The following is a 25,212-nucleotide window of genomic DNA, read 5'->3' as shown; positions in this document are numbered from 1 at the left end:
TGCCTCGCCACTAGAGGATGGGGGAGATCAGCCTGGCGATACGCATGCCCAGCAACTGCAGTCGATGGGTGTCGCGGCTGTCCTCGGCAGTGATTTCCCGAGCCTGTTCGAAGTCGTGCTTGAGCATGGCTTCGACCTGATCGGCAAAGGTCCTGTCGATGGTCAGCAGCATGATCTCGAAGTTCAGGCGGAAGGAGCGGTTGTCCAGGTTCGCGCTGCCGATCGCACTGACTTCATCGTCGATCAGTACGACCTTCTGATGCAGGAACCCGGGCTGGTAGCGAAAGATCCGCACCCCGGCGCGCACCGCCTCGAAGGCAAACAGGCTGGAAGCGGCATAGACGATCCGATGGTCGGGACGTGAGGGCAACAGGATACGCACATCGACGCCACGCAGAACGGCCAGTCGTAGCGCGGCGAAGATCGCCTCATCGGGAATGAAGTACGGGCTGGTTATCCATAGGCGCTCACGCGCTGAATGAATCGCCTCGATGAAGAACAGTGAGCAGGTCTCCTGAGGATCAGCTGGCCCGCTGGCCAGCACTTGGCACAGTACGCCCTCGTCCGGGTACTCATCCGGCAGGATCAATGGCGGCAATTGCCGTGCGGCCCAGAACCAGTCTTCGGCAAAGGATTCCTGCAGGCAGGCCAGCACTGGGCCGCTGACCTGTACGTGGGTATCGCGCCAAGGCGACAGTTTGGGGTTGCCTCCCAGGTACTCATCGCCAACGTTGTGCCCACCGACGAAGCCTTGCAAGCCGTCGACGACGACGATCTTGCGGTGGTTGCGGAAGTTGACCTGGAAGCGATTGAACCAGCCGTGACGGGTGCTGAAGGCACGTATCTCAACGCCGCCTTCACGCAGCGTCTGGCAGTATGCTGAGGGCAGGCCGTGGCTGCCGACACTGTCGTAAAGCACATAGATCTTTACGCCTTCGGCGGCTTTTTTCAGTAGCAGTGTTTGCAGCCGCCGGCCCAGTTCATCGTCATGGATGATGAAAAACTGCACCAGCACCGTGTTACGGGCTTGGGCAATGGCATCAAGGATGGCGCTGAAGGTGGCCTGCCCATCGATCAGTAGTTTGATTTGATTGTTCGCCAAGCAAGGCATGCGACCGAGTTTCGGTAATGCGCGCAAGGCGGCGTAGGAGCTGGAGCTTCGCGCAGCTAATGCTTCTTCCACCCACGGGCGCCAGTTCAGGTCAGTGATGGCCAGGTGCATCTCGCGGTTGGCCTGACGTCGTGCTTTGATGTACGCATCGAAGGTTCGGCTGCCAAACACCAGGTAAGGAATCAGTGTCAGGTAGGGTATGAACAACAGCGACAGGGCCCAGGCGATCGCACCCTGCGCAGTACGGACGCTGACCACGGCGTGGAGTGCGGCACCCACACCCAGCAAGTGGATCAGGCCGATCAGGTAACCGAAGAAGTAGGGGCTGTGGTAATCCATACACATCCTGCTGTCCGCTGGCACTGCCTCTACCAGAGCATGTTCCGGGCAGTACTTGCAACCGAAAGCGTAAATCAGCGTCTAAACCATGTTCCGGCCCGACGCCGGCGTTTCGAGGAGTGACTAGATGAAGATTCGTCTGCCAATACTGGCGCTGGTCTTCGGGTTGGCGAGCCCGTTGGTGAATGCACAGATGTTGCAGCCAGGCCTGTGGGAGTTGACCACCAGCAACATGCAGGTTGATGGCAAGCCGCTGCCGGATATGCAGTTCATGCTCGGCCAGTTGAAAAACCTGCCGCCCGAGCAGCGTGCAATGATGGAGCAGGTGTTGGCCAAGCAAGGTGTCACTGTGGCGGGGAATGGCGTGCGCTCCTGCCTGACTCAGGAGCAGGTCAACAGCGATAACATCCCCTTGCAAGACCCCAAGTCAGGTTGTCGCCAGGAAATCACCGAGCGCAACGGCAATGTCTGGAAATTCCGTTTTAGTTGCCCCAAAGCCCAAGGCGCCGGGCAGGCTCAGTTCCTCAGTGACCGTGAGTTCCTGACCAAGGTCAACGGCACCTTCAACGCTTCGGGAACGCAGCAACAGGGCAGCATGGAAACCCGTGCGGTCTGGCTCGGCAGCAACTGCGGCACCGTCAAGCCACGCACCTAGAACTCGTTCTGCAGCGCCTTGTAGCCCCGCACCAGGTCAACGTTGGTGCGGGCTACGTCTTCGGAGAATTCCGAGGCGCTGATGCTCACAGGAGGAAACTGAGAGAGATCCGTGCTGGCACCCATTCGCGTTGTTGAGGGCACATAAAATTGCGCCGGCAGGTTGCAGCCATCGACCACCGAGTTGTGCCGTACCACGCTGCCGTCGCCAACGGTGCAGTTGAACAGTACGCTGTTGAAGCCGATGAACACCCGATTGCCAACGGTGCAGGGGCCATGGACGATGGAGCGGTGAGCAATCGAGGTGAACTCGCCAATGGTCACCGCGGCCCCTGACTTTGAGTGGATCACCACACCATCCTGAATGTTGGAGTTGGCGCCAATAGTGATGGGCTCCATCGCGCCGTTGCTGTCCACTTCATCAGCCCGAATGACCGCATAGGGCCCAACGAACACATTGTCGGCGATGATCACCTTGCCGCAGATGATTGCCGTTTTATCGACATAAGCGGATTCGGCGATCACCGGTAGATCACCGCTTGGGTTCTTGCGAATCATGGCTATTTCTCCCTTACCAATGAACTACCACTGCCACTGGCTGCGGGCGACTGCATCGTGAGCATGCAAGCTCTCGGCATGTTCAACCTGCAGGCTGAACCCGTCGATCCAGGCATGGCGCCTTAAGGCCAGGTGTAAACGGCGTACGGCATCTTCGCAGAACATCAGGTTCTGACCGTTGGCCAGTGCGAAGGCTTGCTCATCGGCGCGTTTCACTGCGGTCTGCACCGCCGTACCCAGTGCTCCTTCGGCATGATCAATCAGTGCGACGATGGGAAACACACTAACGTCTTGCGTTAAACGTACCTGCAACGTTGCCAGGCTGCGTTGGCTATGGGGCGTGGCAACGATGCCAGCGGCACTGCCTAGCCAGGAGAGCAGCGCATCATGGCTGAGTGGTTGGTTAGCGAAATCGGCGAGAAATTGCTGTTGAATCAGTTGCCTTGCGAGTGCTGCGGAACAGGGGCAGGTTGAGGAATAGGTCACGTGCACATTTAGTTCCACGTGGAACACTTCTTGTTCTAGGCGTGCAGTCAGCACCACGGGATAGGCCTTCCAGCCTGACAGCGGGCTGACCAATGCTGGCTGTTTCAGCATGACTTCAAATTGCAGGCGCAGGTAAGCGCTGTCAGAAAGACCGCAGTGGCTTTCCAGAAAGTGTTCAAGCACCTGATGAATCAGTGCTGGGCAAAGTTCTTTTTGTTCCAGTGCTTCCAGTGCCAGGTACAAGCGCGACATGTGTATCCCGCGTGATTCGCCGTTATCCAGGCTGACGCCGGCATCGGCACTGGCGCGCAGCCGTTGAGCGTTGAACGACACCGGCAAGGCAATGCCGCACATGCCCACCCAGTTCAGTGGTAGTGGCTGGTGTAGTGCCTGAGTGGCAATGTCGGGAAGAGGCAGGGCAGTCATGGGTTGTTCGTCGTGGCGGAAAAGTAGTTTGTTATATTATAACGATGCAGTGTTCCACAAGACTGCAGGGATTACTGGCAACCGCTTACTCGACTGCAGCGCACGCCAAAGCGCTGTCCGCTGGAACTGGATACGCGGTTGATCGTGGTCCAACCGACGCGACGGCTGTAGCCGACCCAGGCTTCACCGTCACTGGCCAGCCCGGTGAAGAAGGTCAGTTGACCGTAGCGGTCGCTGGTTTGTGCCCAGCGACGTTTGCCCTCTATCTCGTACCCGCGCAAAAACACGGTGCTGCCTTTGGTTTGCACACTGTAGTAATTGCCCTCGAGATCCTTGCAGGCCAGCAGGTTTGCGCTGCGCGTGCAGTGCGCCAGCGTGTCGCTGGGTAGTGCCTGCGCGAGGGCGTGCGGGGCAAGTGCAGCGAGGCAAACAAGCCAAGCCCACGGTTGATTCATCAAGACTTCCTCGAGGTGGCTAGCGGTCGTGCGCTTGCGAAGGTGCTTGGAATAAGCGCACCGTTATAATATAACATGTCGTAAAGCATCTATCGAATGCTGCCCCGATGAGGACCCCACCATGCCCGACCGTCTTCCCGTTACTGTGCTCTCTGGCTTTCTCGGCGCAGGCAAGAGCACGCTGCTCAATCATGTGCTGCGCAATCGCGAAAACCTCCGGGTGGCAGTGATCGTCAACGACATGAGTGAAATCAACATCGATGCCAGTGAGGTGCAACGTAATGTCAGCTTGAACCGTGCCGAGGAAAAGTTGGTCGAGATGAGCAACGGTTGCATCTGCTGCACCTTGCGCGAAGACCTGCTCGAGGAAGTCGGGCGACTGGCTCGAGAAGGTCGGTTCGATTACTTGCTGATTGAGTCGACCGGAATTTCTGAACCACTCCCCGTGGCTGAAACCTTTACCTTCCGGGATGACCAAGGCCGCAGCCTGGCCGACCAGGCGCGGCTCGATACCATGGTCACGGTAGTCGATGGTTTGAATTTCCTGAGTGATTATCAGGCTGCGGAAAGCCTGGCGAGCCGTGGCGAAACCCTTGGCGAAGAGGATGAGCGTTCGATCAGTGACCTCTTGATCGAGCAGGTGGAGTTCGCTGATGTGATTCTGGTCAGCAAGATCGATCTGGTGGGTAGCCACAGCCGTGACGAACTAATGGCGATCCTGCGTAGCCTTAACGCTCACGCGCAGATTGTTCCAATGGTCATGGGACAGGTGCCGCTGGAGCGGATCCTCAACACCGGCTTGTTCGACTTCGACAAGGCCGCGCAGGCGCCCGGTTGGCTTCAGGAACTGCGTGGTACGCATGTGCCTGAAACGCAGGAGTATGGCATTTGCTCATGGGCCTGGCAGGCCCGGCGTCCGTTGCATCCGCAGCGCTTCTTCGACTTTATCCACAGCCCCTGGACGAATGGGCGACTGCTGCGCTCCAAGGGCTTTTTCTGGCTGGCCAGTAAACTGAGTGATGCCGGTAGCTGGTCTCAGGCAGGTGGCATGGTTAGACACGGATTCGCCGGTCGTTGGTGGCGCTTTGTGCCTCGCGAGCATTGGCCACAGGATCAGGACAGTCAGGCGGCAATCCTCAAGCATTGGAACAGCGCGTGCGGTGATTGTCGGCAAGAACTGGTGTTCATCGGCCAGCATATTGATTTTGCCAGGCTTGAAGCTGAGCTGGCGGCCTGCTTGCTGAGTGACGCTGAAATGGCGCTAGGCGAAGACGCCTGGAGTCAGCTGCCGGACCCCTTTGGTCCGTGGTACGAAGAGGACGCTGCCTGATGTTGGCACCAACGCCTCGTTATGTTCCGCGCCAGGTACTTGGTGAATCACCTCAGGTCCTGGGTGAAGCCTTGCAGGACGGGGTCAATCTGGCCGTTTGGGAGCGGCAACTGCCTGTGCATATCGCCGATTTTGCCAGCCTGTTGTTGTCATTGAACCAACCATTGGCGGAGTCGTTCACGTTGGAATTGGACGACGACGGGCAACTTCCGGCATTGCCTGCGGTGGCCAGAGGCTATGCCGACCTGACAGGCTACGATGGCTTCGTCGCCGATGTGGCCTGGCTGGTTGGTGCCTATGCCTGCCTGCTTGATGCTCGTCGGGTTGGGGTACGTCTTACGGCACTGGACAACGCCATGTGCCCGCGTTGGCATGTCGATCACGTACCCTTGCGGCTGCTCACGACCTATGCCGGGCCCGGCAGCGAATGGCTGGAAGAGGCTGTGGATAAACGCGTCCAGCCGCTGCCGGCAGAGGTCGAGCCGGCGCGGGTTCGTCAGTTGGGCTGTGGTGCTGTCGCCTTGCTGAAGGGGGAGAAGTGGTTGGGTAATGAAGGCTGCGGGCTTATCCACAGGTCGCCAGCACTGGCCAACGGTGAGCGCCGTTTGATCCTTAGCCTTGACTGGATGGCCTGAGTCCAGCGCATAGTGTGCGATCTTCCAGGCCTGTTGATGACCATGCTGCAGAACATACCTACCCACGTGATTGCCGGGCCCTTGGGGGCCGGTAAGACCAGTCTGATTCGCCACTTGATGGCTCATCGCCCGGCCACTGAGCGCTGGGCGGTGTTGATAAACGAGTTCGGTCAGATCGGCCTGGATGCGGCGCTGCTCAGCACTGCAGATGACGGCATTGCCATGGGCGAGGTGGCTGGAGGGTGCTTGTGTTGTGTGAACGGCGCACCGTTTCAGGTTGGCCTGGGTCGGTTGTTGCGCAAATCCAGACCAGACCGGCTGTTTATCGAACCTTCAGGGCTTGGTCACCCGGCGCAGCTGTTGGCGCAACTGCGCCAGCCACCATGGCAGGGTGTGCTGGATGTGCAGCCCTTGGTGATGGTGCTGGATGCCCAGATGTTGGCGGGTGGCCAGCCGCTAGCGGACAGTCAGCAAGCCGCATTGGTTGAGGCAGGGTTGTTGGTGCTGAACAAAGCCGAGGCTGTGGATAGTGAAAAACGGGTGTGGATAACCTCCCGATTACCCACCGTGCCGTGCTATTGGACGGAACAGGGTCGGTTACCTCTGGATGAGCTGCTGAAGCAGTCCACCGCAATTGTGGATAAGCCGGCTGTGGATAATTCTGCGTTGCCTGACGGTACCGCACCACTCGGCGCTCTGTGGACAAGTCCATCCGAGCCGATCTGCCTGCACCATCAATCAACTGACGGCTGGAGCATTGGCTGGCGCTGGCACCCGAGTCAGTTGCTCGATGCGCAGCGTATAGAGGGGTTTCTTGCGGGGCTGGTGTGGCGCCGGGCCAAACTGGTTATCCACAGCCCGGAAGGTTGGGAGTCTGCTAACGCATTGGAAGGTAAACCCCTGGTCTGGCAGTCGAGCCACTGGCGGCGTGATTCACGTATCGAACTGATCTTTGCTCAGCCCCAGGATGCTGAAGCGCTGCAACAAGGCATGGCGGCATGCCTGTGTTGATCAGTTGTGCCAGCGGTTGTGCTCCTGGCGCCACTGTTTCATTTCAATCACGTTGTCATGGTGTTGCACTGGCTTGATCTCGAACGGGTAGGGCGCCAGTTCGATTTGCATGGCGTGGGCGCCAAATTGAGTGATGGTGCCGGGGTGGCGTTGCTCCCCGGTTACCGTGAACTCAAAGTTATACACACGGGCCAGGCGCTTCCTGCCATTGGCATCACGGATAAAGGCGATACGTTTGAGCGCGACGTTGCCGTCGAGCAACTCCAGGTCGAGCTTGGCGCAATGCTGTTTGACCCTTTCCAGCGCTTTTTCACGCAGCCCGTGGTTATGCCAAAGCCAAGCACCGACGGTAGCCAGCAGCATCAGTACGGATAGATTTTCGAGGGTCAACATTACATAGGCTCCAACGAGGTGTACTCAGCTTAACCGCCTCCCAGCGCTGTCGTACAGGTGGTATTTAGCGCCATACTGCATGCCTTGTCTCTATTACAACGCATCGGAAGCCTTGCATGAAACGTACGCCACACCTGCTTGCTATCCAGTCTCATGTGGTCTTCGGTCACGCCGGCAACAGCGCTGCGGTGTTCCCCATGCAGCGTGTGGGGGTCAACGTCTGGCCACTCAATACCGTGCAGTTCTCTAACCACACACAGTATGGCCAGTGGACTGGAGAAGTGCTTGCGCCAGCGCAAATTCCTGCGCTGGTGAACGGAATCGCGACGATCGGTGAGCTTGGCAATTGCGATGCGGTGTTGTCCGGTTACCTCGGCAGTGCGGCCCAGGGGCGTGCAATCCTCGCGGTTGTGGCGCAAATCAAGGCGGCCAACCCGGCAGCGCTGTACCTGTGCGATCCGGTGATGGGGCACGCAGAAAAAGGCTGCATCGTGCCCGAAGAAGTCAGCGACTTTCTACGAGAGGAGGCGCTGGCGGCGGCCGATGTGTTGTGCCCGAATCAGCTTGAGCTGGACAGCTTTTGCGGTCGTCGCGCTGAATCGCTCGACGATTGCGTTGCAATGGCACGGTCGTTGTTGAACCGTGGGCCGAAGGCGGTATTGGTCAAGCACCTAGCCTATCCGGACCGGCAAGCCAATGATTTTGAGATGCTGTTGGTGACCGCTGAAGGCAATTGGCACCTGCGTCGCCCGCTGCTGGCCTTCCCGCGCCAGCCGGTGGGTGTCGGCGACCTCACTGCCGGGTTGTTCCTAGCTCGGCTGCTGTTGGGCGACAGTTGGGTCGCGGCATTCGAGTACAGTGCCGCAGCCGTGCATGAAGTACTGCTGGAAACCCAGGCCTGCGGCAGTTATGAACTGGAACTGGTGCGGGCCCAGGATCGTATTGTGCATCCACGGCTGCGTTTTGAGGCGCAGCGCCTGGCGTTTTAAAGGGCGTCGGCCTTGAGCTCCTGGTAGCGTTTTTCCAGCTCCTGGCGAATCAGGCGGCGCTGCTTACCCTGCAGGAAACGACGCTTTTCTTCGCTGGTTTCCGGCTGACGTGGCGGCACAGGCACGGGCTTGCGGTCGTCGTCGACGGCGACCATGGTGAAGAAACAGCTGTTGCTATGGCGCACCGAGCGTTCGCGGATGTTCTCAGTGACCACTTTGATGCCCACCTCCATGGAGGTGGTGCCGGTGTAGTTGACCGAGGCCAGGAACGTTACCAATTCGCCGACATGCACCGGCTCGCGGAAAATCACTTGATCAACCGAGAGTGTCACCACATAGCGGCCAGCGTAGCGGCTGGCACAGGCATAGGCGACTTCATCGAGGTACTTGAGCAGGGTACCGCCGTGTACGTTGCCAGAAAAATTGGCCTTGTCCGGAGTCATCAGGACGGTCATCGATAGCTGGGCGTTTCCAGGTTCCATAGTGTGCTCACGGTGAGGTTGCGCTGAGTGGGGGGCGCCTGAACGGACGCTTCTTTCCCCGTTACGATTCCCATCATAAAAACGGGACGCTGGCAGGCTCCTTGCCGTCACGCGTTTCAGGTCATTTGGTCGGGCAAATCTGTCGATCTGTTTCTACATATTGCATCGCCAGCCTCATGCAGTGGCGGGTGTTAACCTCAGTTGGCCCATGCAAGGTGGGTTATTCCTACAGATAAAGCATAAAACAGGTGCCGCTCAATCAGATCACTCTGACAGGTACTTGTTTGTTTTTTGTACGTATTCAGGAGGTGTCCGCCATGCATGCCATCAGCTTTATTCAGGATTTGGCGGTGATCATGCTGGTTGCCGGGGTCGTCACCGTGCTTTTTCATCGCCTCAAGCAGCCGGTGGTCCTGGGTTACATCGTTGCCGGGTTCATCATTGGCCCTTATACCCCACCGTTCGGCCTGATTCACGACGAAGACACGATCAAGACCCTGGCCGAGCTCGGGGTGATTTTCCTGATGTTCTGCCTGGGCCTGGAGTTCAGCCTGCGCAAGCTGTTCAAGGTCGGGGCAACCGCCTTTATCGCCGCTTTTCTGGAGATCGTCCTGATGATCTGGATCGGCTTCGAGATTGGCCGCTGGTTTGGCTGGAGCACCATGGATTCGTTGTTTCTCGGGGCGATTCTGGCGATTTCCTCGACCACGATCATCGTCAAGGCGCTCAATGACCTGAAGATGAAGAACGAGCGCTTCGCCCAGTTGATCTTCGGTGTACTGATCGTTGAAGACATTCTGGGTATCGGCATTATTGCCTTGTTATCGGGCATTGCCGTCAGCGGTACGGTCAGCTCCGGTGAGGTGTTTTCCACGGTCGGCAAACTGTCGCTGTTCATGATTGTGGCGTTGGTGGTCGGCATTCTTCTGGTGCCGCGTGTGTTGGCCTACGTGGCGCGCTTTGAAAGCAACGAGATGCTGCTGATTACGGTGCTAGGGCTGTGCTTCGGCTTTTGCCTGCTGGTGGTCAAGCTTGAGTACAGCATGGTGCTGGGTGCGTTCCTGATTGGCGCGATTATGGCTGAGTCGCGGCAGTTACTGAAAATAGAGCGCTTGATCGAGCCGGTTCGTGACCTGTTCAGTGCCATCTTTTTTGTCGCCATCGGCATGATGATCGACCCGCGGGTGCTGCTCGACTATGCCTGGCCGATTGCGGTGATTACCGTTGCCGTCGTGCTGGGCAAGATGCTTTCTTGCGGCATGGGAGCGTTTATTGCGGGCAACGATGGGCGCACGTCGTTGCGTGTCGGCATGGGCCTGTCACAGATCGGCGAGTTCTCTTTCATCATCGCGGCGCTGGGGATCACCCTGCAGGTCACCAGTGACTTCCTCTACCCGGTCGCGGTGGCCGTGTCGGCGATTACCACGCTGCTGACGCCGTATTTGATTCGCAGTGCAGATCCGTTGTCACAGAGGCTGGCCAAGGTCATGCCGCAGCGTCTGGGCCGAGTACTGTCGCTGTATGGTGAATGGTTGCGCAGTATTCAACCACACGGCGAGGGCGCGATGCTGGCGGCCATGATCCGACGGATTCTGTTGCAGGTTGGGGTCAACCTGGCCCTGGTGGCCGCGATCTTCTTTAGTGGCGGTTACTTCGCATACCGCATCAGCGCCTGGTTGAGCGGCTGGATCAGCGACACAGGGCAGCACAAGGCCTTGATTTGGGGCGCAGCGCTGTTGTTGTCGCTACCGTTCCTGATCGCGGCTTATCGCAAGCTCAAGGCGCTCTCGATGCTGTTGGCGGAAATGGGGGTGAAGCCGGAGGTGGCGGGGCGACATACCCAGCGTGTTCGACGGGTAATCGCCGAGGTGATTCCGCTGCTGTCGTTGTTGGTGATTTTCCTGCTGTTGTCGGCATTGTCGGCCAGTATTCTGCCGACCAGTGAACTGCTGCTGGTGATCGCGGTGGTCGCTGCGGGCGTGGTCGCGTTGCTCTGGCGCTGGTTCATCCGGGTGCACACGCGGATGCAGATCGCTTTGCTCGAAACGCTAGAGCATGATGACGGCCATCACCGCTAGGGTGCGGTGATGGCGCGTCCTGCCAGCGCCAATCAACTGCCCGATGGCCGTTGATGCTTCAGGCGATGTTCAGGTCAGCTTTCCAGCCAGACATCCCGAGCCCAGTGCCAGACCGATTCCCAGCTTTCCTCGGTGACGCATTCTTCTTCGCCCGACCACAACACTACGGTGCCGTCTTCTTCGACGCAGTAGTAGTCATCGCCGTCCTGGCAGAGCGGGATCAGGTCGCGCGGTACGCCCGCATCCCAGGCATTGGCGGCGACTTCAGGCAGGTAGGTGTGCGATTGTGGGTCGGTCGCGGTCACCGGTTCCAGGCTACCGTACACGACATCGCTGACGGTCAGCAGGAACTCTTTGAAGACGAAGGGAATGTTGATGAACAACTGCTCTTCGATCTCGACCAGTTGATCCTCGTCGGGCAACTCCAGTGGAACCGGCACGGGTTCATTGGCTTCACGGAGTTGTTCAATCACTTCTTCCACGGCTCTATCCTCTTACCTTGATGACACGCTGCGCGTTATACCCTAGTAGCGCAATCCGGCAAAAGCAAAACCCCGGGACAGGCCCGGGGTTTTTTGTGCAATGCCTGAAAATCAGCCGTTCTGGCGGATCCCGGCGACCAGCCACGGCTGGTTCTCGCCTTGGGCACGTTCCATGTTCCAGCTTTCGCTGAACACTTCGCCCTGGTCGAAGCGCGAGGTTTTCGACACGCCGCTGAAGGTCAGAGTGGCGATGGTCTTGTCGGCGCGGTCGTCGACACCTTCCAGTTGCACATTCAGGTCATCGATGTAGGTGGACTGGAAGCCCTCGCCCAAGGCCGCGCGCTCCTGCTTGAGGAACTGCAGCATTTGTGGCGTGACGAACTCGGCGATCTTGTCCATCTCGTTCGCGTCCCAGTGCTGCTGCAGCGACTGGAAGTGGTTGCGTGCTGCAGCCAGGAAGCTCTGCTCGTTGAACCAGGCCGGTGCGTTGATGACCGGGCGGGCCGACGAGGCTGGCGAACCACCGAATACCTGCGGCTGTGCTGGTTGCTCGTAGGCTTCACGCTGGAACGGTGCGTGACCTGCTGGCGCCATCTGTGGCTGCTGTTGCTTGCGACGGCGGGCCGCAATGAAGCGGAACGCCAGGAAGGCGATCAGCGCCATGATGATGATGTCGAGGAACTGCATCCCCTCGAAGCCATCACCCATGAACATCGAGGCCAGCAGGCCACCGGCGGCGATACCGGCCAATGGGCCGAGCCAGCGCGAGGCGCCGCTGGCAGCGGCAGGCGCACGGCCAGGCATTGCGGGGGTGGCTGCCGGAGTGGATGGGGCGGCCTGGCGGGTTTGATGGGTCGGTGCTGCGCCCGAGCTCTTGCCGCCGCCGAAGCGTTTGGCATTGGCGTCGAGGCTCATCGTCAGGCCAATGCACAGCGCTAGAGCGATGCTAAGAAAACGTTGCATAGTATGGGAATTCCCGTTTTGTGGATTGCACGCGCGTCATGGTGCACAGGTTGTAGGCTGCATGACCAGCACCATAATGTTTCCAGCTTTTGCTTGATTATGCCTTCATGCTTGACTCAAGCCTGTTGCACGATCAGCTAATACCTGGGGGCCGGTGGCTATGGGCGTCAGGCGGCAAGGGCCCAGAACGTCCATGAGGAAAAGAAGCCCGAGCCCATTGCGTTACCTTTGTCCAGAAACGCGACTTAGATGGCTTCCAGCTTGGCATAACCCAGCATCAGCCACTTGCTGCCTTCGGCGAAGTTGACTTGCACGCGTGCCTGCGCGCCGGAGCCTTCAAAGTTCAGGATCACGCCTTCGCCAAACACTGCATGCTGTACCCGCTGGCCGAGGTTGAAGGCGGTTTGCGGGATGTTAGCGCTACCGAACAGGCTGCTCGAATTCTGCTTCTGGCCAGAACCGAACGGGCGGCTGACGCTGTTGGACAAACGCACTTCCTGAATCAGCCCGGCCGGAATTTCACGTACGAAACGTGACACCTTGTTGTAGGTCTCGCTGCCGTACAGGCGGCGGGTTTCGGCGTAGGTCATGACCAGTTGCTGCATGGCCCGGGTAATGCCGACATAGGCCAGGCGGCGTTCCTCTTCGAGGCGCCCTGGCTCCTCCAGGCTCATCTTGTGCGGGAACAGGCCTTCTTCCATGCCCACCAGGAACACGTAAGGGAACTCCAGGCCCTTGGCGCTGTGCAGGGTCATCAACTGGATGCTGTCTTCATGCTCATCGGCCTGGGCCTCACCGGCTTCCAGCGAGGCATGGCCGAGGAATGCCGAGAGCGGCGAGAGGTCTTCGTCGTCTTCACTGGTTTCAAAGTTGCGCGCTGCGCTGACCAGTTCCTCAAGGTTTTCTACCCGTGCCTGGCCTTTCTCACCTTTCTCTTCCTGGTGATAGACGATCAGCCCTGATTGCTCGATCACTGTCTGGGTCATCAGGTGCAGCGGCATTTCCAGCACCTTCGCCGCCAGGTTTTCGATCAGTTCGATAAAGGCGCTCAGCGCGCTGGCTGCACGGCCCTTGAGGCCCTTGTTGGCGAGCAGCAGGGCCACGGCCTCCCACATCGAGACCTGGGCATGGCGGGCATGCTCGCGAATGGCTTCGACGGTTTTCTCACCGATGCCACGCGGCGGCACATTAATGACCCGCTCCAGTGCCGCGTCGTTGCCACGGCCCTCCAGCAGGCGCAAATAGGCCATGGCGTTCTTGATCTCGGCGCGCTCGAAGAAGCGTTGCCCCCCGTAGATTCGATAGGGGATGCGTTCGCGCAGCAGGGCCTCTTCGAGCACCCGCGACTGGGCGTTGGAGCGGTAAAGGATGGCGATATCGCTACGCGCCGCACCGGTCTTGATCACGCTTTCGATGGTTTCCACCACGTAGCGCGCTTCGTCGTGTTCGTTGAAGGCGGCGTAAAGGCTCAGTGGTTCGCCGTCGCCACCGTCGGTCCACAGCTCTTTGCCCAGGCGCCCGCTGTTGTTGGCGATCAGGGCGTTGGCGGCTTTGAGGATGCCGGCGGTGGAGCGGTAGTTCTGCTCCAGGCGGATCAACTCGGCGTCGGGGAAGTCGCTGGTGTACTGATGAATGTTCTCGATCTTGGCACCGCGCCAGCCATAAATGGACTGATCGTCGTCGCCGACCACCATCAAGCTGTCGCCACCCTTGGCCAGTAGCCGCAGCCAGGCATATTGCACGGCGTTGGTGTCCTGGAACTCATCCACCAGCAAGTGGCGGAAGCGGCGCTGGTAATGCTCCAGCAGACCGGGATGGTCGCGCCAGAGGTCCAGGGCGCGCAGCAGCAGTTCGGAGAAGTCGATGACGCCAGCGCGCTGGCAGGCGGCCTCATAGGCTTCATAAATGCTGCGCATGGTGCCCAGGAACAGGTCGCCGCTGGCTTGAATATGCTGTGGGCGCAGGCCTTCGTCTTTCTGGCCATTGATGAACCATTGCGCCTGGCGTGCAGGCCAGCGCTGTTCGTCCAGGCCCAACTCGCGGATTACGCGCTTGACCAGGCGTTGCTGATCGTCGCTGTCGAGAATCTGGAAATTCTGGTTCAGCCCGGCTTCTTGCCAGTGCGCCCGCAACAGGCGATGGGCCAGGCCGTGGAAGGTGCCCACCCACATGCCTGCCGGGTTGATACCCATCAGTTGCTCGATACGCTGGCGCATCTCGGCGGCAGCCTTGTTGGTGAAGGTCACCGACAGGATCGAGTGCGGTGAGGCCTGCTCGACCTGGATCAACCAGGCGATACGGTGCACCAGCACACGGGTTTTGCCGGAGCCGGCACCGGCCAGGACCAACTGACGGCCAACCGGGGCCGCTACGGCCTGACGTTGGGCATCGTTGAGGGAGTTCAACAGGAGAGAGAGATCATCGCGCATCCGGCCATTCTAGGGGGCAGGGGAGTCAGGGGCAAACCTGGCGTGGAAAATCCGTCGGGGTGACGATCCGCTGGTCATGGCGTGCAGGCCTTGGCCCGCGTGCTTGAGCGGTCGCCATGGTTATGGCGCGTGCATCAGGTTGGTGAATATTTATAACGCAGAGCAGTTTGGTAGTGGTCGATGCTTGTGTATGCTCCGTGCCACGTTTAAGGCTCACCATTACAAGAATACTGCCTATGACCTTCGGTTCAGGCTCTGCGAGCGTCCCTCAGGAAGCACGTCGGAGCATTCGAAAGCAATTTGCCACGCAACTGGCCGTCGAGCGCACCCGCTTGTTGTATCAGGGGTCACTGCTGCCAACGTTGTTCATGCTGCTCAATGGCCTGGTATGCGCCTGGTTGCTGTGGAGCCCGCCACGCTATTTTCAGATCAGTATCTGGATGGTCTGGCTGATGGCCCTGGTTGCCTTGCGAGTGATCCAGGTCGCGGCATTCGACGCGGCCATGCCAGAACGTCAGGCGCAACCGACCTGGTGGCGAATGTTCCTCCTGGGTTCGGCTTTCAGTGGCCTGACCCTGGCCAGCGCAGCGATCGCCCTGGTGCCTACGGATAATTTCGTACAGCAAGCCTGGGTCTTTGGCCTGCTTGGCGCGGCGACACTTTCGGCCAGCATTGCCTACGCTGTCAGCTTGCCCGCCTTCCTCAGCTTCACCTTGCCATGTTTGTTGCCGCCGATCCTCTACCTGTTCTGGAGTGGTGCCGACGAGCACCTGGGTTGGGGCTGGTTGGGCCTCATCCTGCTGGGGGCCTTGTTAGTGGTTGCCTGGCAGGTCAATCGCCTGATTGAGAACGGGTTGCTGCGCCGCTTTCAGAATCAGGCGCTGATTGAACACCTGCAGGCTGCACAGCATCGCAGTGAACAGCTCAACCAGGCCTTGGCCAGTGAAGTCGAGCGGCGACGGCTGATCGAAGACCAGTTGCGTCAGGCCCAGGTCGGCCTGGAGTCGCGGGTGGCGCAGCGCAGCCAGCAACTGGACGCCGCCAATCAGGCGTTGAGCAAGAGCGAGCAACGCCTGGCGTTGGCGCTGGACGCCAGTGAGCTGGGTTTATGGGACTGGAACCTGCAGAGCGATGAGGTTCACCACACCCAGCTTCGCGAGTTGTTTGGCCTTGATCCAGAGCAGGTCAAGGCGATGCTGGCTCACCTCAAGCCGCGCTTGCACCCCGACGACCTGCCGTCGCTCAAGCGCACGCTGGTCGAGCATTTGAAGGGGCGCACCGAGGATTACCGTATCGAGTACCGGGTTCGTCACAGCCAGGGCCATTGGTGCTGGGTCGAGGACCGTGGCCGGGCCGTCGAACGCGATGCCGACGGGCGTGTTGTGCGTATGCTGGGGACGCGGCGCGACATCAGCGCAAGCAAGGCTCAGGAAGAGCAGCAACGCTTGGCGGCCACAGTGTTCGAGGCTGCCAGCGAAGGTATTGCCATTCTCGACCCGGATTACGTGCTGCTGGCCGTCAATCAGGCATTCTGTCGAATCACCGGCTACGACCGAGAAGAGTTGCTGGCGCGCAACGTGCTGGAGTTGCCCTGCAGCCGTGACGCGCGGCGGCACCTGTCGGCGATTGACCAGGCCCTGGAGCAGCAGGGCGGGTGGCAGGGTGAGCTGGTTGAGGCGCGCAAGAGTGGCGAACTCTATCCCCAGTGGCTGCAACTCAATGGTGTGCGGGATGCACAGGGCAACATCAGCAGTATTGTTGGTTTCTTCAGTGATCTCTCCGCTCGGCGCGAGTCGGAAGAGCGTTTGCGCTACCTTGCGCATTACGACGAACTCACGGGCCTGGCCAACCGTGCGCTGTTCCGATTGCGTTTGCATGAAGCCGGGCAGCGCTTACCTTTGAGTGGCCGTAGCCTGGCCTTGCTGCATATCGACCTCGATCGCTTCAAGCTGTTGAACGAGAGCCTTGGGCATGAGATCGCAGATCAACTGCTGACCCAGATGGCCCGGCGTATCAGCAATGCGTTGCCTGAGGCCGATACCGTTGCGCGGCTTTCCGGTGACGAGTTTGCGGTGCTGTTTGATGGGTACACCAACCTGTCGAGCCTGGTGCGGGTTACGACACGCCTGCTCGACAAGCTGCGTGCACCGTTGCGGGTTGCGGGTCATGAGTTGGTGATCAGTGCATCGGTCGGAATCAGCCTGCTCTCCGATACCACTCGGGAGGTCAGTATGCTGGTCAGCCAAGCGAACATGGCGATGCAGCATGCCAAGCACCTGGGGGGCGACAACTTCCAGTTCTACACCGAAAGCCTGCAGGCCAGCACGTTGGAGCGTCTGCAACTGGAGAATCAGTTGCGCAGGGCGATCGAAGAACGCCAGCTGGAGGTCTACTACCAACCAAAACTGTGCCTGGCCACAGGGCGTCTGACAGCAGCCGAAGCCTTGGTGCGCTGGCATCATCCGCAATGGGGCATGGTACCGCCGAGCGAGTTTATCGGGTTGGCTGAGGAAACCGGGCTGATTGCGCCGATGGGTGAGTTCGTCTTGCGTCAGGCGTGTTGGCAAGCCTGCGAATGGCAGCGTCAGGGCTTGGCACCGATACGTGTCTCGGTAAACCTTTCGGTTCATCAGTTACGTCAGGGCAAGTTGGTCAGCCTGGTGCGTCAAGTGCTTGATGAGAGCGGGCTGGAGCCTCATCTGCTGGAGCTGGAGCTGACCGAAAGCCAGTTGCTTGACAGTGTCGAGCACATCATTGCGACGTTCCGTCAGTTGCATGAGTTGGGGGTGAAGCTGGCCATCGACGATTTTGGAACGGGTTACTCGTCCCTGAGTTACCTCAAGCGATTCCCGGTGGACTACGTCAAAATCGATCAAACCTTTGTTCGCGGCCTGACCGAAGGCAGTCAGGATGCAGCGATCACCCGAGCAATCATCGTCATGGCCCATAGCCTGGCGCTCAAGGTGGTGGCCGAGGGTGTTGAAACGCAGGAGCAGTTGGCTTTTCTACGTGAGCAGGGCTGCGATGAGGTACAGGGGTATCTGATCAGCCGGCCGGTGGCGGCGGCCAATCTGATGAGTTTGCTGTCGATGCCGCCTGTGTGGTGATGCAGTCGCGTGGCTGCATACCCTTCAAACAAAAAACCTGCCTGGCATTGCGGGTACCAGGCAGGCAAGGGGAGAAGCGTTCGCGCTCAGCCAAGCGCCGGGGTTCAGTATCGGATCAAACGAATCACTATCGGTATTACATAGTAGTCGCTCATTGGCGCGTGTCATGTGCTCAGTTGTGCCATTCCCGGCCTTGATGGGCCAGCAGGCTATGTGCCTGGTCGGGGCCGTTGGTGCCAGCGTGGTAGGGCCTGGGGGCCTGGAAGTATTCCTGCCAGCCGTTGAGGATCGGGTCAATCCAGGCCCAGGCGGCTTCGACTTCGTCACGGCGCATGAACAAGGTTGAATCGCCCTCCAGCACATCCAGCAGCAGCCGTTCGTAGGCTTCCCAGCGACGTGTCTGGCCGAACACCTGGGCCAGGTTCAGGTTCAGTTCCACAGGCTCCAGGCGCATGCCTTTGCCTGGGCTTTTGGTCATCATCTGCAGGCTGATGCGTTCGTCCGGCTGTAGCTGAATCAGCAACTGATTGGTTTGTGCGCCCTCGAACAGTTGGTGCGGTACCGGTTTGAACTGAATGACAATCTGCGATGACTTCTTCGCCATCCGTTTACCGGTACGCAGGTAGAACGGTACACCGGCCCAGCGCCAGTTGTTGATATAGGCCTCAACGGCGACGAAGGTCTCGGTATCGCTGTCGTTGTCGACATCTTTCTCGAAGTAATACGCCGGTACTTCCTGCCCGCCGATCTTGCCCGCGCTGTACTGGCCGCGCACGGTCCGATCCTGGACATCCTGGCCGGTGATCGGCTTGAGGGCCTTGAGGATCTTTACCTTCTCATCGCGCACGGCTTCGGCGTTGAATTGAGCCGGTGGCTCCATGGCTACCAGACAAAGCAGTTGCAGCAGATGGTTCTGCAGCATGTCGCGTGTCGCGCCAGCGCGGTCGTAGTAGGCCCCGCGGTTTTCGACGCCCAGGGTTTCGCACACACTGATCTGCACATGGTCGATCTGATTACTGCGCCATACCGGTTCCAGCAGGGCGTTGGCAAAACGCAGGGCCATGAGGTTCTGTACGGTCTCCTTGCCCAGGTAATGGTCGATCCGGAACACCTGCGACTCGTCGAGCACGGCGCCAATGGCACTGTTGATTGCCGTTGCCGATTCCAGCGAGTGGCCGATAGGCTTTTCCAGTACGACCCGCGCGTCGCTGTCAGCCAGCCCGGCAATCTGCATATGGCTGATGATCGGCACGAACAGGTCGGGTGCCGTGGCCAGGTAGTAGATCCGCGTCAGCCCGCCTGGTTCGCCGAGGAAGCGCGCCAGACGGCCGAAGTCGGCGCTCTGCGAGGCGTCCATGGGAAAGTAGTCGAGACGCGCCGAGAAACGCTTCCAGACCTCTTCATCGAAGTCATGGCGGGCAATCTGGGCCCGGCAGCGACGCTCGGCAAGCAAACGATAGTCGCTGCGCGGCAGATTTTTTCGAGCCAGCGCAACGATACGCACTTCAGGGTGCAGGCGTGCTTCGCGATACAGGTGGTAGAGCGCCGGAAGCAGCTTGTGCAGGGCCAGGTCACCGGTGCCGCCGAATACCATGATGTCGCAAGGGATAGTCAATACCACCACTCTCCTAGATCGTTTAGCTGGGCGGGTCGCTGGTCATGTAGTATAACTACAAGAAAGCTACAACCCGGTCAGTCGATCATAACCGAGTCCTGCCCTTGAATCTGTTGCAACACATCGCCCAGTCGCGCCATCTGCTACGTAAGTCGGAGCTCAAGGTTGCCGACCACGTGCTGCTCGACCCAGCAGCCGTCATGCATAGCTCCATGGCCGACCTTGCCCACAGCGTCGGCATCAGCGAGCCGACCATCGTGCGCTTTTGCCGCGCCATTGGTTGCTCCGGGTTCCAGGACCTCAAGCTCAAGCTTGCCCAGAGCCTGGCGGCCGGGGCCAGTTTTGGCCAGTTTGCGATCCATGAGGACGATTCGGTTGCCGACTACAGCCTGAAGATCTTCGACACCACCCTGCACACCCTGATGGAAGTGCGTGAGCACCTCGATGCCCAAGCGCTGCAGCGTGCCGTGACCGCCATGGCCCAGGCCCAGCGCGTCGAGTTCTACGGGTTTGGCGCCTCGGGCGCGGTGGCTGCCGATGCGCAGCACAAGTTCTTCCGTCTGCTGCTCAGCGCTGCTGCCTATTCCGACCCGCACATGCAGGCGATGTCGGCGGTCACCCTGAAACCGGGTGATGTGGCCATCTGCATTTCCCAGTCCGGGCGCTCCAAGGACCTGCTGATCACCGCCAACCTGGTGCGCGAGAGCGGGGCAACCCTGATTACCCTGTGCCCGAGCCAGACCCCGTTGGCTGAGCTGTCGAGTGTCAACCTGGCCATCGACGTTCATGAAGACACCGAGATCTATACCCCGTTGACCTCGCGGATCGCCCACCTGGTGGTGATCGACGTGCTGGCAATGGGCGTTGCCATGGCCCGTGGCCCGAGCCTGGTCAACCACCTCAAGAGCGTCAAACGCAGCTTGCGCAGCCTGCGCCTGTCACCCAAGTCGATCAAGGCCCTGGACGACTGACCGCCGCCGACTGTCCCCGTACGGTCGGCAAGGTTCATGGTTTTGTCATCGCCGCGCCGCCAAATCGTCACCGCCATTGCGCACCCTGAAACTCCCGTACTTGACCAGGGAGATTCGCAATGGCTCGTGAATTTGATCGTCCGTACCCGTCCAACGCCAAGGCCCGCAAGCAGCAGGAAAAGGATCAGCGCCGCATGGAGTATCGCCGTGCGATTGAAAGCTATTCCGAGCAGCGCCGCCTGTTGCAGGAAATTGCTGACTACCCCGAATTACAGGCCGTCAACCTCTGGCAGGTATCGGCGGCAGAGTCCCCGAGAAACGCTCAACAAGTGCGCTGATTTGCGCGCGTTCGCTGCGGATGTATGCAAGAAAGGCCAGGGCTACCGGCGACTGCCGCTTGGCCTTGGCCTGTACCACGCACCAGCTTCGGTACAGCGGTAGCTCTTCCACGGGCAGTTCGCGCAACACGCCAGTGGCCAGTTCCAGGTTCAGCGCATGACGCGTCAGCAGTGCGATCCCGAGCCCGGCAATGACGCACTCGCGTTGAGCGTCGGCAGACGCCACCTCCAGTGTCTGGGAGAAGTGTACGCGTTTGTCTTTGAAGTACTCTTCGCAGGCTTTGCGCGTGCCTGAGCCTTGCTCGCGAACCAGCAGCGTGTGGGGCTCCAGGTCTTGCAGGCGCAGGCGTTCGAGCTTGCAGAGCGGGTGGTCAGGTGGCGCCACGGCAACGATCGGGTTGTTCAGGAAGGGCATGAATTCCAGGCCCATGTCCTGCGGCACCATGGACATGATGATCAGGTCATCCCGGTTGTCCGAGAGGCGCCGAATCGCCTGGGCGCGGTTGACCACGGTAAGGGTCAGGTTGACCTCGGGATGAAGCTTCTTGAAGGCGGCAAACAGGTGCGGCACGAAGTACTTGGCGCTGGACTCCACCGCCAGTTTCAGTTGCCCCTGCAGAGAGCCTTGCATGTCCGAGAGCTGCATGTCGAAGCTCTCCAGGCGGCCGAAGATGTCTCGGCTGGCGCGCTGCAAAGCCTCAGCGGCTTCGGTGAGGTAGAGCTTCTTGCCCACGTACTCAAACAGCGGCTGGCCGACCAGTTCTTCGAGCTGGCGGATCTGTAGACTAACGGCGGGTTGCGTCAGCGACATCTCTTCGGCGGCTCGGCTGTAGGAGCGCAGATCGCAGACTTCGTTGAAGACTTTCAACTGCCGTAATGTCATACGCATCAATGACTTACGCATCTCTCATCCGGCTCCGGACAAACCTTGTTACGGCACTATAAGCTTTTGCTAATGCAAGGCCTAATAAATATTGATTTTTGTTTATTAAGCGACGGCGCTAGGGTACTTATGCGACTGGCCAGCAACGTATGGTCACGCGCCGACCGGTCTCGCCGGTTCGTCTGTTCCAATGGCTTGGGAATATTCCAGTGATAAAAAAAATCCTGATCGCCAACCGGGGTGAGATCGCAGTACGGATTGTCCGTGCTTGCGCCGAAATGGGCATTCGCTCGGTGGCGATCTATTCCGATGCCGACCGTCATGCACTGCACGTCAAGCGTGCAGACGAGGCTCACAGTATTGGTGCCGAACCCCTGGCCGGTTACCTGAACCCGCGCAAGCTGGTGAACCTGGCGGTAGAGACCGGCTGCGATGCCCTGCATCCTGGCTATGGTTTCCTGTCAGAGAACGCCGAACTTGCAGACATCTGCGCTGAACGTGGGATCAAGTTCATTGGTCCTGCGGCAGAGGTCATTCGCCGGATGGGCGACAAGACCGAAGCGCGGCGCAGCATGATCAAGGCCGGCGTACCCGTGACCCCGGGCACCGAAGGCAACGTCGCGGACATACACGAGGCGCTGCGCGAAGGTGATCGCATTGGCTACCCGGTCATGCTCAAGGCTACGTCGGGTGGCGGTGGTCGTGGTATTCGCCGCTGCAACAGCCGTGAAGAATTGGAACAGGCGTTCCCACGGGTGATTTCCGAAGCGACCAAGGCCTTTGGTTCGGCGGAAGTCTTCCTCGAAAAATGCATCGTCAACCCGAAACACATTGAGGCGCAAATCCTCGGTGACAGCTTCGGTAATGTGGTGCACCTGTTCGAGCGCGATTGCTCGATTCAGCGCCGCAACCAGAAGCTGATCGAAATCGCCCCCAGCCCTCAGCTGACCCCGGAACAGCGCGCCTACATCGGCGACCTGTCGGTACGTGCGGCCAAGGCGGTCGGTTATGAAAACGCCGGTACCGTGGAGTTCCTGCTCGCCGATGGCGAGGTGTACTTCATGGAGATGAACACCCGAGTGCAGGTGGAACACACCATCACCGAGGAAATCACCGGCATCGACATCGTACGTGAGCAGATTCGTATTGCGTCGGGCCTGCCGCTCTCGATCAAGCAGGAAGACATCCAGCACCGCGGCTTTGCCCTGCAGTTCCGGATTAACGCCGAAGACCCGAAGAACAACTTCCTGCCCAGCTTTGGCAAGATCACCCGTTACTACGCACCCGGTGGTCCTGGCGTGCGTACCGACACGGCGATCTACACCGGCTACACCATCCCGCCGTTCTACGATTCGATGTGCTTGAAACTGGTGGTTTGGGCCCTGACCTGGGAAGAAGCCATGGACCGCGGCCTGCGGGCGCTGGATGACATGCGCGTGCAAGGGGTAAAGACCACCGCCGCTTATTACCAGGAAATCCTGCGCAATCCGGAATTCCGCAGTGGCCAGTTCAATACCAGCTTCGTGGAAAGCCATCCGGAACTGACCAACTACTCGATCAAGCGCAAACCCGAAGAGCTGGCCCTGGCCATCGCTGCTGCCATTGCCGCCCACGCAGGCCTGTGAGGAATACGAAAAAATGTCCAAGAAAATTCATGTAACCGACACGATCCTGCGTGACGCCCACCAGTCCCTGCTGGCAACCCGCATGCGCACCGAAGACATGCTGCCCATCTGCGACAAGCTCGACAAAGTCGGCTACTGGTCGCTGGAAGTCTGGGGTGGCGCGACGTTTGACGCCTGCGTACGTTTCCTCAAGGAAGACCCGTGGGAGCGTCTGCGCAAGTTGCGTGCGGCACTGCCGAACACCCGCCTGCAAATGCTTCTGCGCGGGCAGAACCTGCTCGGCTACCGGCACTACAGCGATGACGTGGTCAAGGCGTTCGTGGCCAAGGCAGCTGTCAACGGCATCGACGTCTTCCGCATCTTTGATGCCATGAACGACGTGCGCAACCTGCGCGTTGCCATTGAGGCGGTCAAGGCCTCCGGCAAGCATGCCCAGGGCACCATTGCCTACACCACCAGCCCGGTACACACCATCGACGCGTTCGTGGCACAGGCCAAGCAGATGGAAGCCATGGGCTGCGACTCGATCGCGATCAAGGACATGGCCGGCCTGCTGACCCCGTATGCCACCGGTGAACTGGTCAAGGCATTGAAGGCCGAGCAGTCGCTGCCGGTGTTCATCCACTCCCACGACACCGCTGGCCTGGCCGCGATGTGCCAACTCAAGGCCATCGAAAACGGTGCCGACCATATCGACACCGCGATCTCCAGCTTCGCCTGGGGCACCAGCCACCCGGGTACCGAGTCGATGGTTGCCGCGCTCAAGGGCAGCGAATTCGACACCGGCCTGGACCTGGAGCTGCTGCAGGAAATCGGCCTGTACTTCTACGCCGTGCGCAAGAAGTATCACCAGTTCGAAAGCGAGTTCACCGCCGTTGACACCCGTGTGCAGGTCAACCAGGTACCAGGCGGGATGATTTCCAACCTGGCCAACCAGCTCAAGGAGCAGGGCGCGCTGCATCGCATGAACGAAGTGCTGGCCGAAATTCCGCGGGTGCGTGAAGACCTCGGCTTCCCACCGCTGGTTACGCCGACCTCGCAGATCGTCGGTACTCAAGCGTTCTTCAACGTCCTCGCGGGCGAGCGCTACAAGACCATCACCAACGAAGTGAAGCTGTACCTGCAAGGTGGTTATGGCAAGGCGCCGGGCGTGGTCAACGACCAACTGCGTCGTCAGGCGATTGGCAGCGAAGAAGTAATCGACGTGCGTCCGGCTGACCTGCTCAAGCCAGAGATGGCCAAGCTGCGTTCGGACATCGGCAACCTGGCCAAGTCTGAAGAAGATGTACTGACTTTCGCCATGTTCCCGGATATTGGCCGCAAGTTCCTCGAAGAGCGCGATGCCGGCACCCTGACCCCTGAAGTGCTGCTGCCGATTCCGGAAGCCGGTGCCGTGGGCTCCGCCGGTGGTGAAGGCGTCCCGACCGAGTTCGTCATTGATGTTCACGGTGAGACCTACCGCGTCGATATCACCGGTGTTGGCGTCAAGTCTGAAGGCAAGCGTCACTTCTACCTGTCCATCGACGGCATGCCGGAAGAAGTGGTGTTCGAGCCGCTCAACGAGTTCGTCGGCGGTGGCGGCAGCAAGCGCAAGCAGGCCAGCGAGCCAGGTCATGTCAGCACCACCATGCCGGGCAACATCGTCGATGTGCTGGTCAAGGAAGGCGACACGGTGAAAGCCGGCCAGGCCGTGCTGATCACCGAAGCGATGAAGATGGAGACCGAAGTGCAGTCGGCCATCGCCGGTAAAGTTGTCGCTATCCACGTGGCCAAGGGCGACCGGGTCAACCCGGGCGAGATCCTGATCGAGATCGAGGGCTGAAACAGCCCTCGGTAGTAAACGGTTAACCTC

General features: G+C 59.6%; 22 protein-coding genes. 11 read left to right on the top strand and 11 right to left on the bottom strand.

What is annotated here, in order from left to right:
• Positions 1 to 10: 10 nt before the first annotated feature.
• Positions 11 to 1,450 carry a cardiolipin synthase gene (gene cls / locus CYD26_RS12680; RefSeq protein WP_102052748.1) on the bottom strand — a complete coding sequence of 480 codons (1,440 nt, stop codon included), beginning with the start codon at positions 1,448 to 1,450 and terminating at the stop codon, positions 11 to 13.
• A gap of 127 nt (positions 1,451 to 1,577) precedes the next feature.
• Between cls and CYD26_RS12675 the strand changes: the two genes are divergently transcribed.
• On the top strand, positions 1,578 to 2,105 hold the full coding sequence (locus tag CYD26_RS12675; protein WP_099776417.1) for a DUF3617 domain-containing protein: 528 nt from the start codon (positions 1,578 to 1,580) through the stop codon (positions 2,103 to 2,105).
• Here the strand turns inward: CYD26_RS12675 and CYD26_RS12670 are convergent.
• The 3 genes from CYD26_RS12670 to CYD26_RS12660 all read right to left on the bottom strand — a co-directional run bounded on the left by CYD26_RS12670 (position 2,102) and on the right by CYD26_RS12660 (position 4,029).
• Positions 2,102 to 2,662, bottom strand: a complete 561-nt coding sequence (locus tag CYD26_RS12670) for a carbonate dehydratase (RefSeq protein WP_065758081.1) — start codon at positions 2,660 to 2,662, stop codon at positions 2,102 to 2,104. The genes CYD26_RS12675 and CYD26_RS12670 overlap by 4 nt on opposite strands.
• 24 nt (positions 2,663 to 2,686) lie before the next feature.
• Entirely contained in the window at positions 2,687 to 3,574 is an 888-nt protein-coding gene (gene folE2 / locus CYD26_RS12665) for a GTP cyclohydrolase FolE2 (RefSeq protein ID WP_102052747.1), read from the bottom strand.
• A 71-nt stretch (positions 3,575 to 3,645) separates the two neighbouring features.
• Positions 3,646 to 4,029, bottom strand: coding sequence for a glutamine synthetase (locus CYD26_RS12660; protein ID WP_102052746.1), 384 nt, complete (start codon positions 4,027 to 4,029; stop codon positions 3,646 to 3,648).
• 121 nt (positions 4,030 to 4,150) lie between these two features.
• Here CYD26_RS12660 and zigA point away from each other — a divergent pair, with 121 nt between their 5' ends.
• From zigA to CYD26_RS12645, 3 genes are read left to right on the top strand one after another with little or no spacing between them, the layout of a single operon-like run.
• On the top strand, positions 4,151 to 5,359 hold the full coding sequence (gene zigA / locus CYD26_RS12655) for a zinc metallochaperone GTPase ZigA (protein WP_099776415.1): 1,209 nt from the start codon (positions 4,151 to 4,153) through the stop codon (positions 5,357 to 5,359).
• Positions 5,359 to 5,994 (top strand): DUF1826 domain-containing protein, encoded by a 636-nt coding sequence (locus CYD26_RS12650; RefSeq protein ID WP_102052745.1) that lies wholly within the window; start codon positions 5,359 to 5,361, stop codon positions 5,992 to 5,994. The genes zigA and CYD26_RS12650 overlap by 1 nt, the downstream gene beginning before the upstream one ends.
• A gap of 42 nt (positions 5,995 to 6,036) precedes the next feature.
• The gene (locus CYD26_RS12645; RefSeq protein ID WP_102052760.1) at positions 6,037 to 7,005 is read left to right on the top strand and encodes a GTP-binding protein; all 969 of its coding nucleotides are present in this window, start codon (positions 6,037 to 6,039) and stop codon (positions 7,003 to 7,005) included.
• On the opposite strand, the gene CYD26_RS12640 is transcribed toward CYD26_RS12645, so the two are convergent.
• Positions 7,006 to 7,398, bottom strand: a complete 393-nt coding sequence (locus CYD26_RS12640; RefSeq protein WP_065758086.1) for a DUF3301 domain-containing protein — start codon at positions 7,396 to 7,398, stop codon at positions 7,006 to 7,008.
• Positions 7,399 to 7,514: 116 nt separating this feature from the next.
• Here CYD26_RS12640 and pdxY point away from each other — a divergent pair, with 116 nt between their 5' ends.
• Entirely contained in the window at positions 7,515 to 8,387 is an 873-nt protein-coding gene (pdxY, locus tag CYD26_RS12635) for a pyridoxal kinase PdxY (protein WP_099776413.1), read from the top strand.
• Here the strand turns inward: pdxY and CYD26_RS12630 are convergent.
• A complete protein-coding gene (locus tag CYD26_RS12630; protein ID WP_065758088.1) occupies positions 8,384 to 8,869 on the bottom strand; it encodes an acyl-CoA thioesterase in 486 nt (161 codons plus the stop codon). The genes pdxY and CYD26_RS12630 overlap by 4 nt on opposite strands.
• Positions 8,870 to 9,186: 317 nt before the next feature.
• Between CYD26_RS12630 and CYD26_RS12625 the strand changes: the two genes are divergently transcribed.
• Positions 9,187 to 10,947, top strand: a complete 1,761-nt coding sequence (locus tag CYD26_RS12625) for a cation:proton antiporter (protein WP_065758089.1) — start codon at positions 9,187 to 9,189, stop codon at positions 10,945 to 10,947.
• 74 nt (positions 10,948 to 11,021) lie between these two features.
• Here the strand turns inward: CYD26_RS12625 and CYD26_RS12620 are convergent, their stop codons facing one another.
• From CYD26_RS12620 to uvrD, 3 genes are all read right to left on the bottom strand, one after another.
• Complete coding sequence (locus CYD26_RS12620) at positions 11,022 to 11,429, bottom strand: SMI1/KNR4 family protein (RefSeq protein WP_099776411.1); 408 nt, start codon at positions 11,427 to 11,429, stop codon at positions 11,022 to 11,024.
• Positions 11,430 to 11,540: 111 nt separating this feature from the next.
• The gene (locus tag CYD26_RS12615; RefSeq protein ID WP_065758091.1) at positions 11,541 to 12,392 is read right to left on the bottom strand and encodes a Tim44 domain-containing protein; all 852 of its coding nucleotides are present in this window, start codon (positions 12,390 to 12,392) and stop codon (positions 11,541 to 11,543) included.
• Between the two features lie 245 nt (positions 12,393 to 12,637).
• Positions 12,638 to 14,821 (bottom strand): DNA helicase II, encoded by a 2,184-nt coding sequence (uvrD, locus tag CYD26_RS12610; protein WP_065758092.1) that lies wholly within the window; start codon positions 14,819 to 14,821, stop codon positions 12,638 to 12,640.
• A 236-nt stretch (positions 14,822 to 15,057) separates the two neighbouring features.
• On the opposite strand from uvrD, the gene CYD26_RS12605 reads away from it, so the two are divergent.
• Positions 15,058 to 17,928: an EAL domain-containing protein gene (locus tag CYD26_RS12605; RefSeq protein WP_099776407.1), complete on the top strand. Its 2,871-nt coding sequence runs from the start codon at positions 15,058 to 15,060 to the stop codon at positions 17,926 to 17,928.
• A gap of 172 nt (positions 17,929 to 18,100) precedes the next feature.
• Here CYD26_RS12605 and zwf read toward each other — a convergent pair whose 3' ends face one another.
• Positions 18,101 to 19,543, bottom strand: a complete 1,443-nt coding sequence (gene zwf / locus CYD26_RS12600) for a glucose-6-phosphate dehydrogenase (protein ID WP_102052759.1) — start codon at positions 19,541 to 19,543, stop codon at positions 18,101 to 18,103.
• 104 nt (positions 19,544 to 19,647) lie between these two features.
• Here zwf and hexR point away from each other — a divergent pair, with 104 nt between their 5' ends.
• Together hexR and CYD26_RS12590 are read left to right on the top strand one after the other, a co-directional pair.
• Positions 19,648 to 20,514, top strand: a complete 867-nt coding sequence (gene hexR, locus CYD26_RS12595; RefSeq protein ID WP_065758094.1) for a transcriptional regulator HexR — start codon at positions 19,648 to 19,650, stop codon at positions 20,512 to 20,514.
• 119 nt (positions 20,515 to 20,633) lie between these two features.
• The gene (locus tag CYD26_RS12590; RefSeq protein ID WP_065758095.1) at positions 20,634 to 20,852 is read left to right on the top strand and encodes a PA3496 family putative envelope integrity protein; all 219 of its coding nucleotides are present in this window, start codon (positions 20,634 to 20,636) and stop codon (positions 20,850 to 20,852) included.
• Here the strand turns inward: CYD26_RS12590 and CYD26_RS12585 are convergent.
• Complete coding sequence (locus tag CYD26_RS12585) at positions 20,794 to 21,741, bottom strand: LysR family transcriptional regulator (RefSeq protein ID WP_176717392.1); 948 nt, start codon at positions 21,739 to 21,741, stop codon at positions 20,794 to 20,796. The genes CYD26_RS12590 and CYD26_RS12585 overlap by 59 nt on opposite strands.
• A 203-nt stretch (positions 21,742 to 21,944) precedes the next feature.
• Between CYD26_RS12585 and CYD26_RS12580 the strand changes: the two genes are divergently transcribed.
• Together CYD26_RS12580 and oadA are read left to right on the top strand one after the other, a co-directional pair.
• Complete coding sequence (locus CYD26_RS12580; RefSeq protein ID WP_065758097.1) at positions 21,945 to 23,360, top strand: acetyl-CoA carboxylase biotin carboxylase subunit; 1,416 nt, start codon at positions 21,945 to 21,947, stop codon at positions 23,358 to 23,360.
• A gap of 13 nt (positions 23,361 to 23,373) precedes the next feature.
• Positions 23,374 to 25,182 (top strand): sodium-extruding oxaloacetate decarboxylase subunit alpha, encoded by a 1,809-nt coding sequence (gene oadA, locus CYD26_RS12575; RefSeq protein WP_099776405.1) that lies wholly within the window; start codon positions 23,374 to 23,376, stop codon positions 25,180 to 25,182.
• Positions 25,183 to 25,212 lie beyond the last annotated feature (30 nt).

This window comes from Pseudomonas sp. FFUP_PS_473, assembly GCF_002858665.1.
Taxonomy (GTDB): Bacteria; Pseudomonadota; Gammaproteobacteria; order Pseudomonadales; family Pseudomonadaceae; genus Aquipseudomonas; species Aquipseudomonas defluvii.
This window is presented reverse-complemented; position numbering and strand designations above follow the sequence as displayed.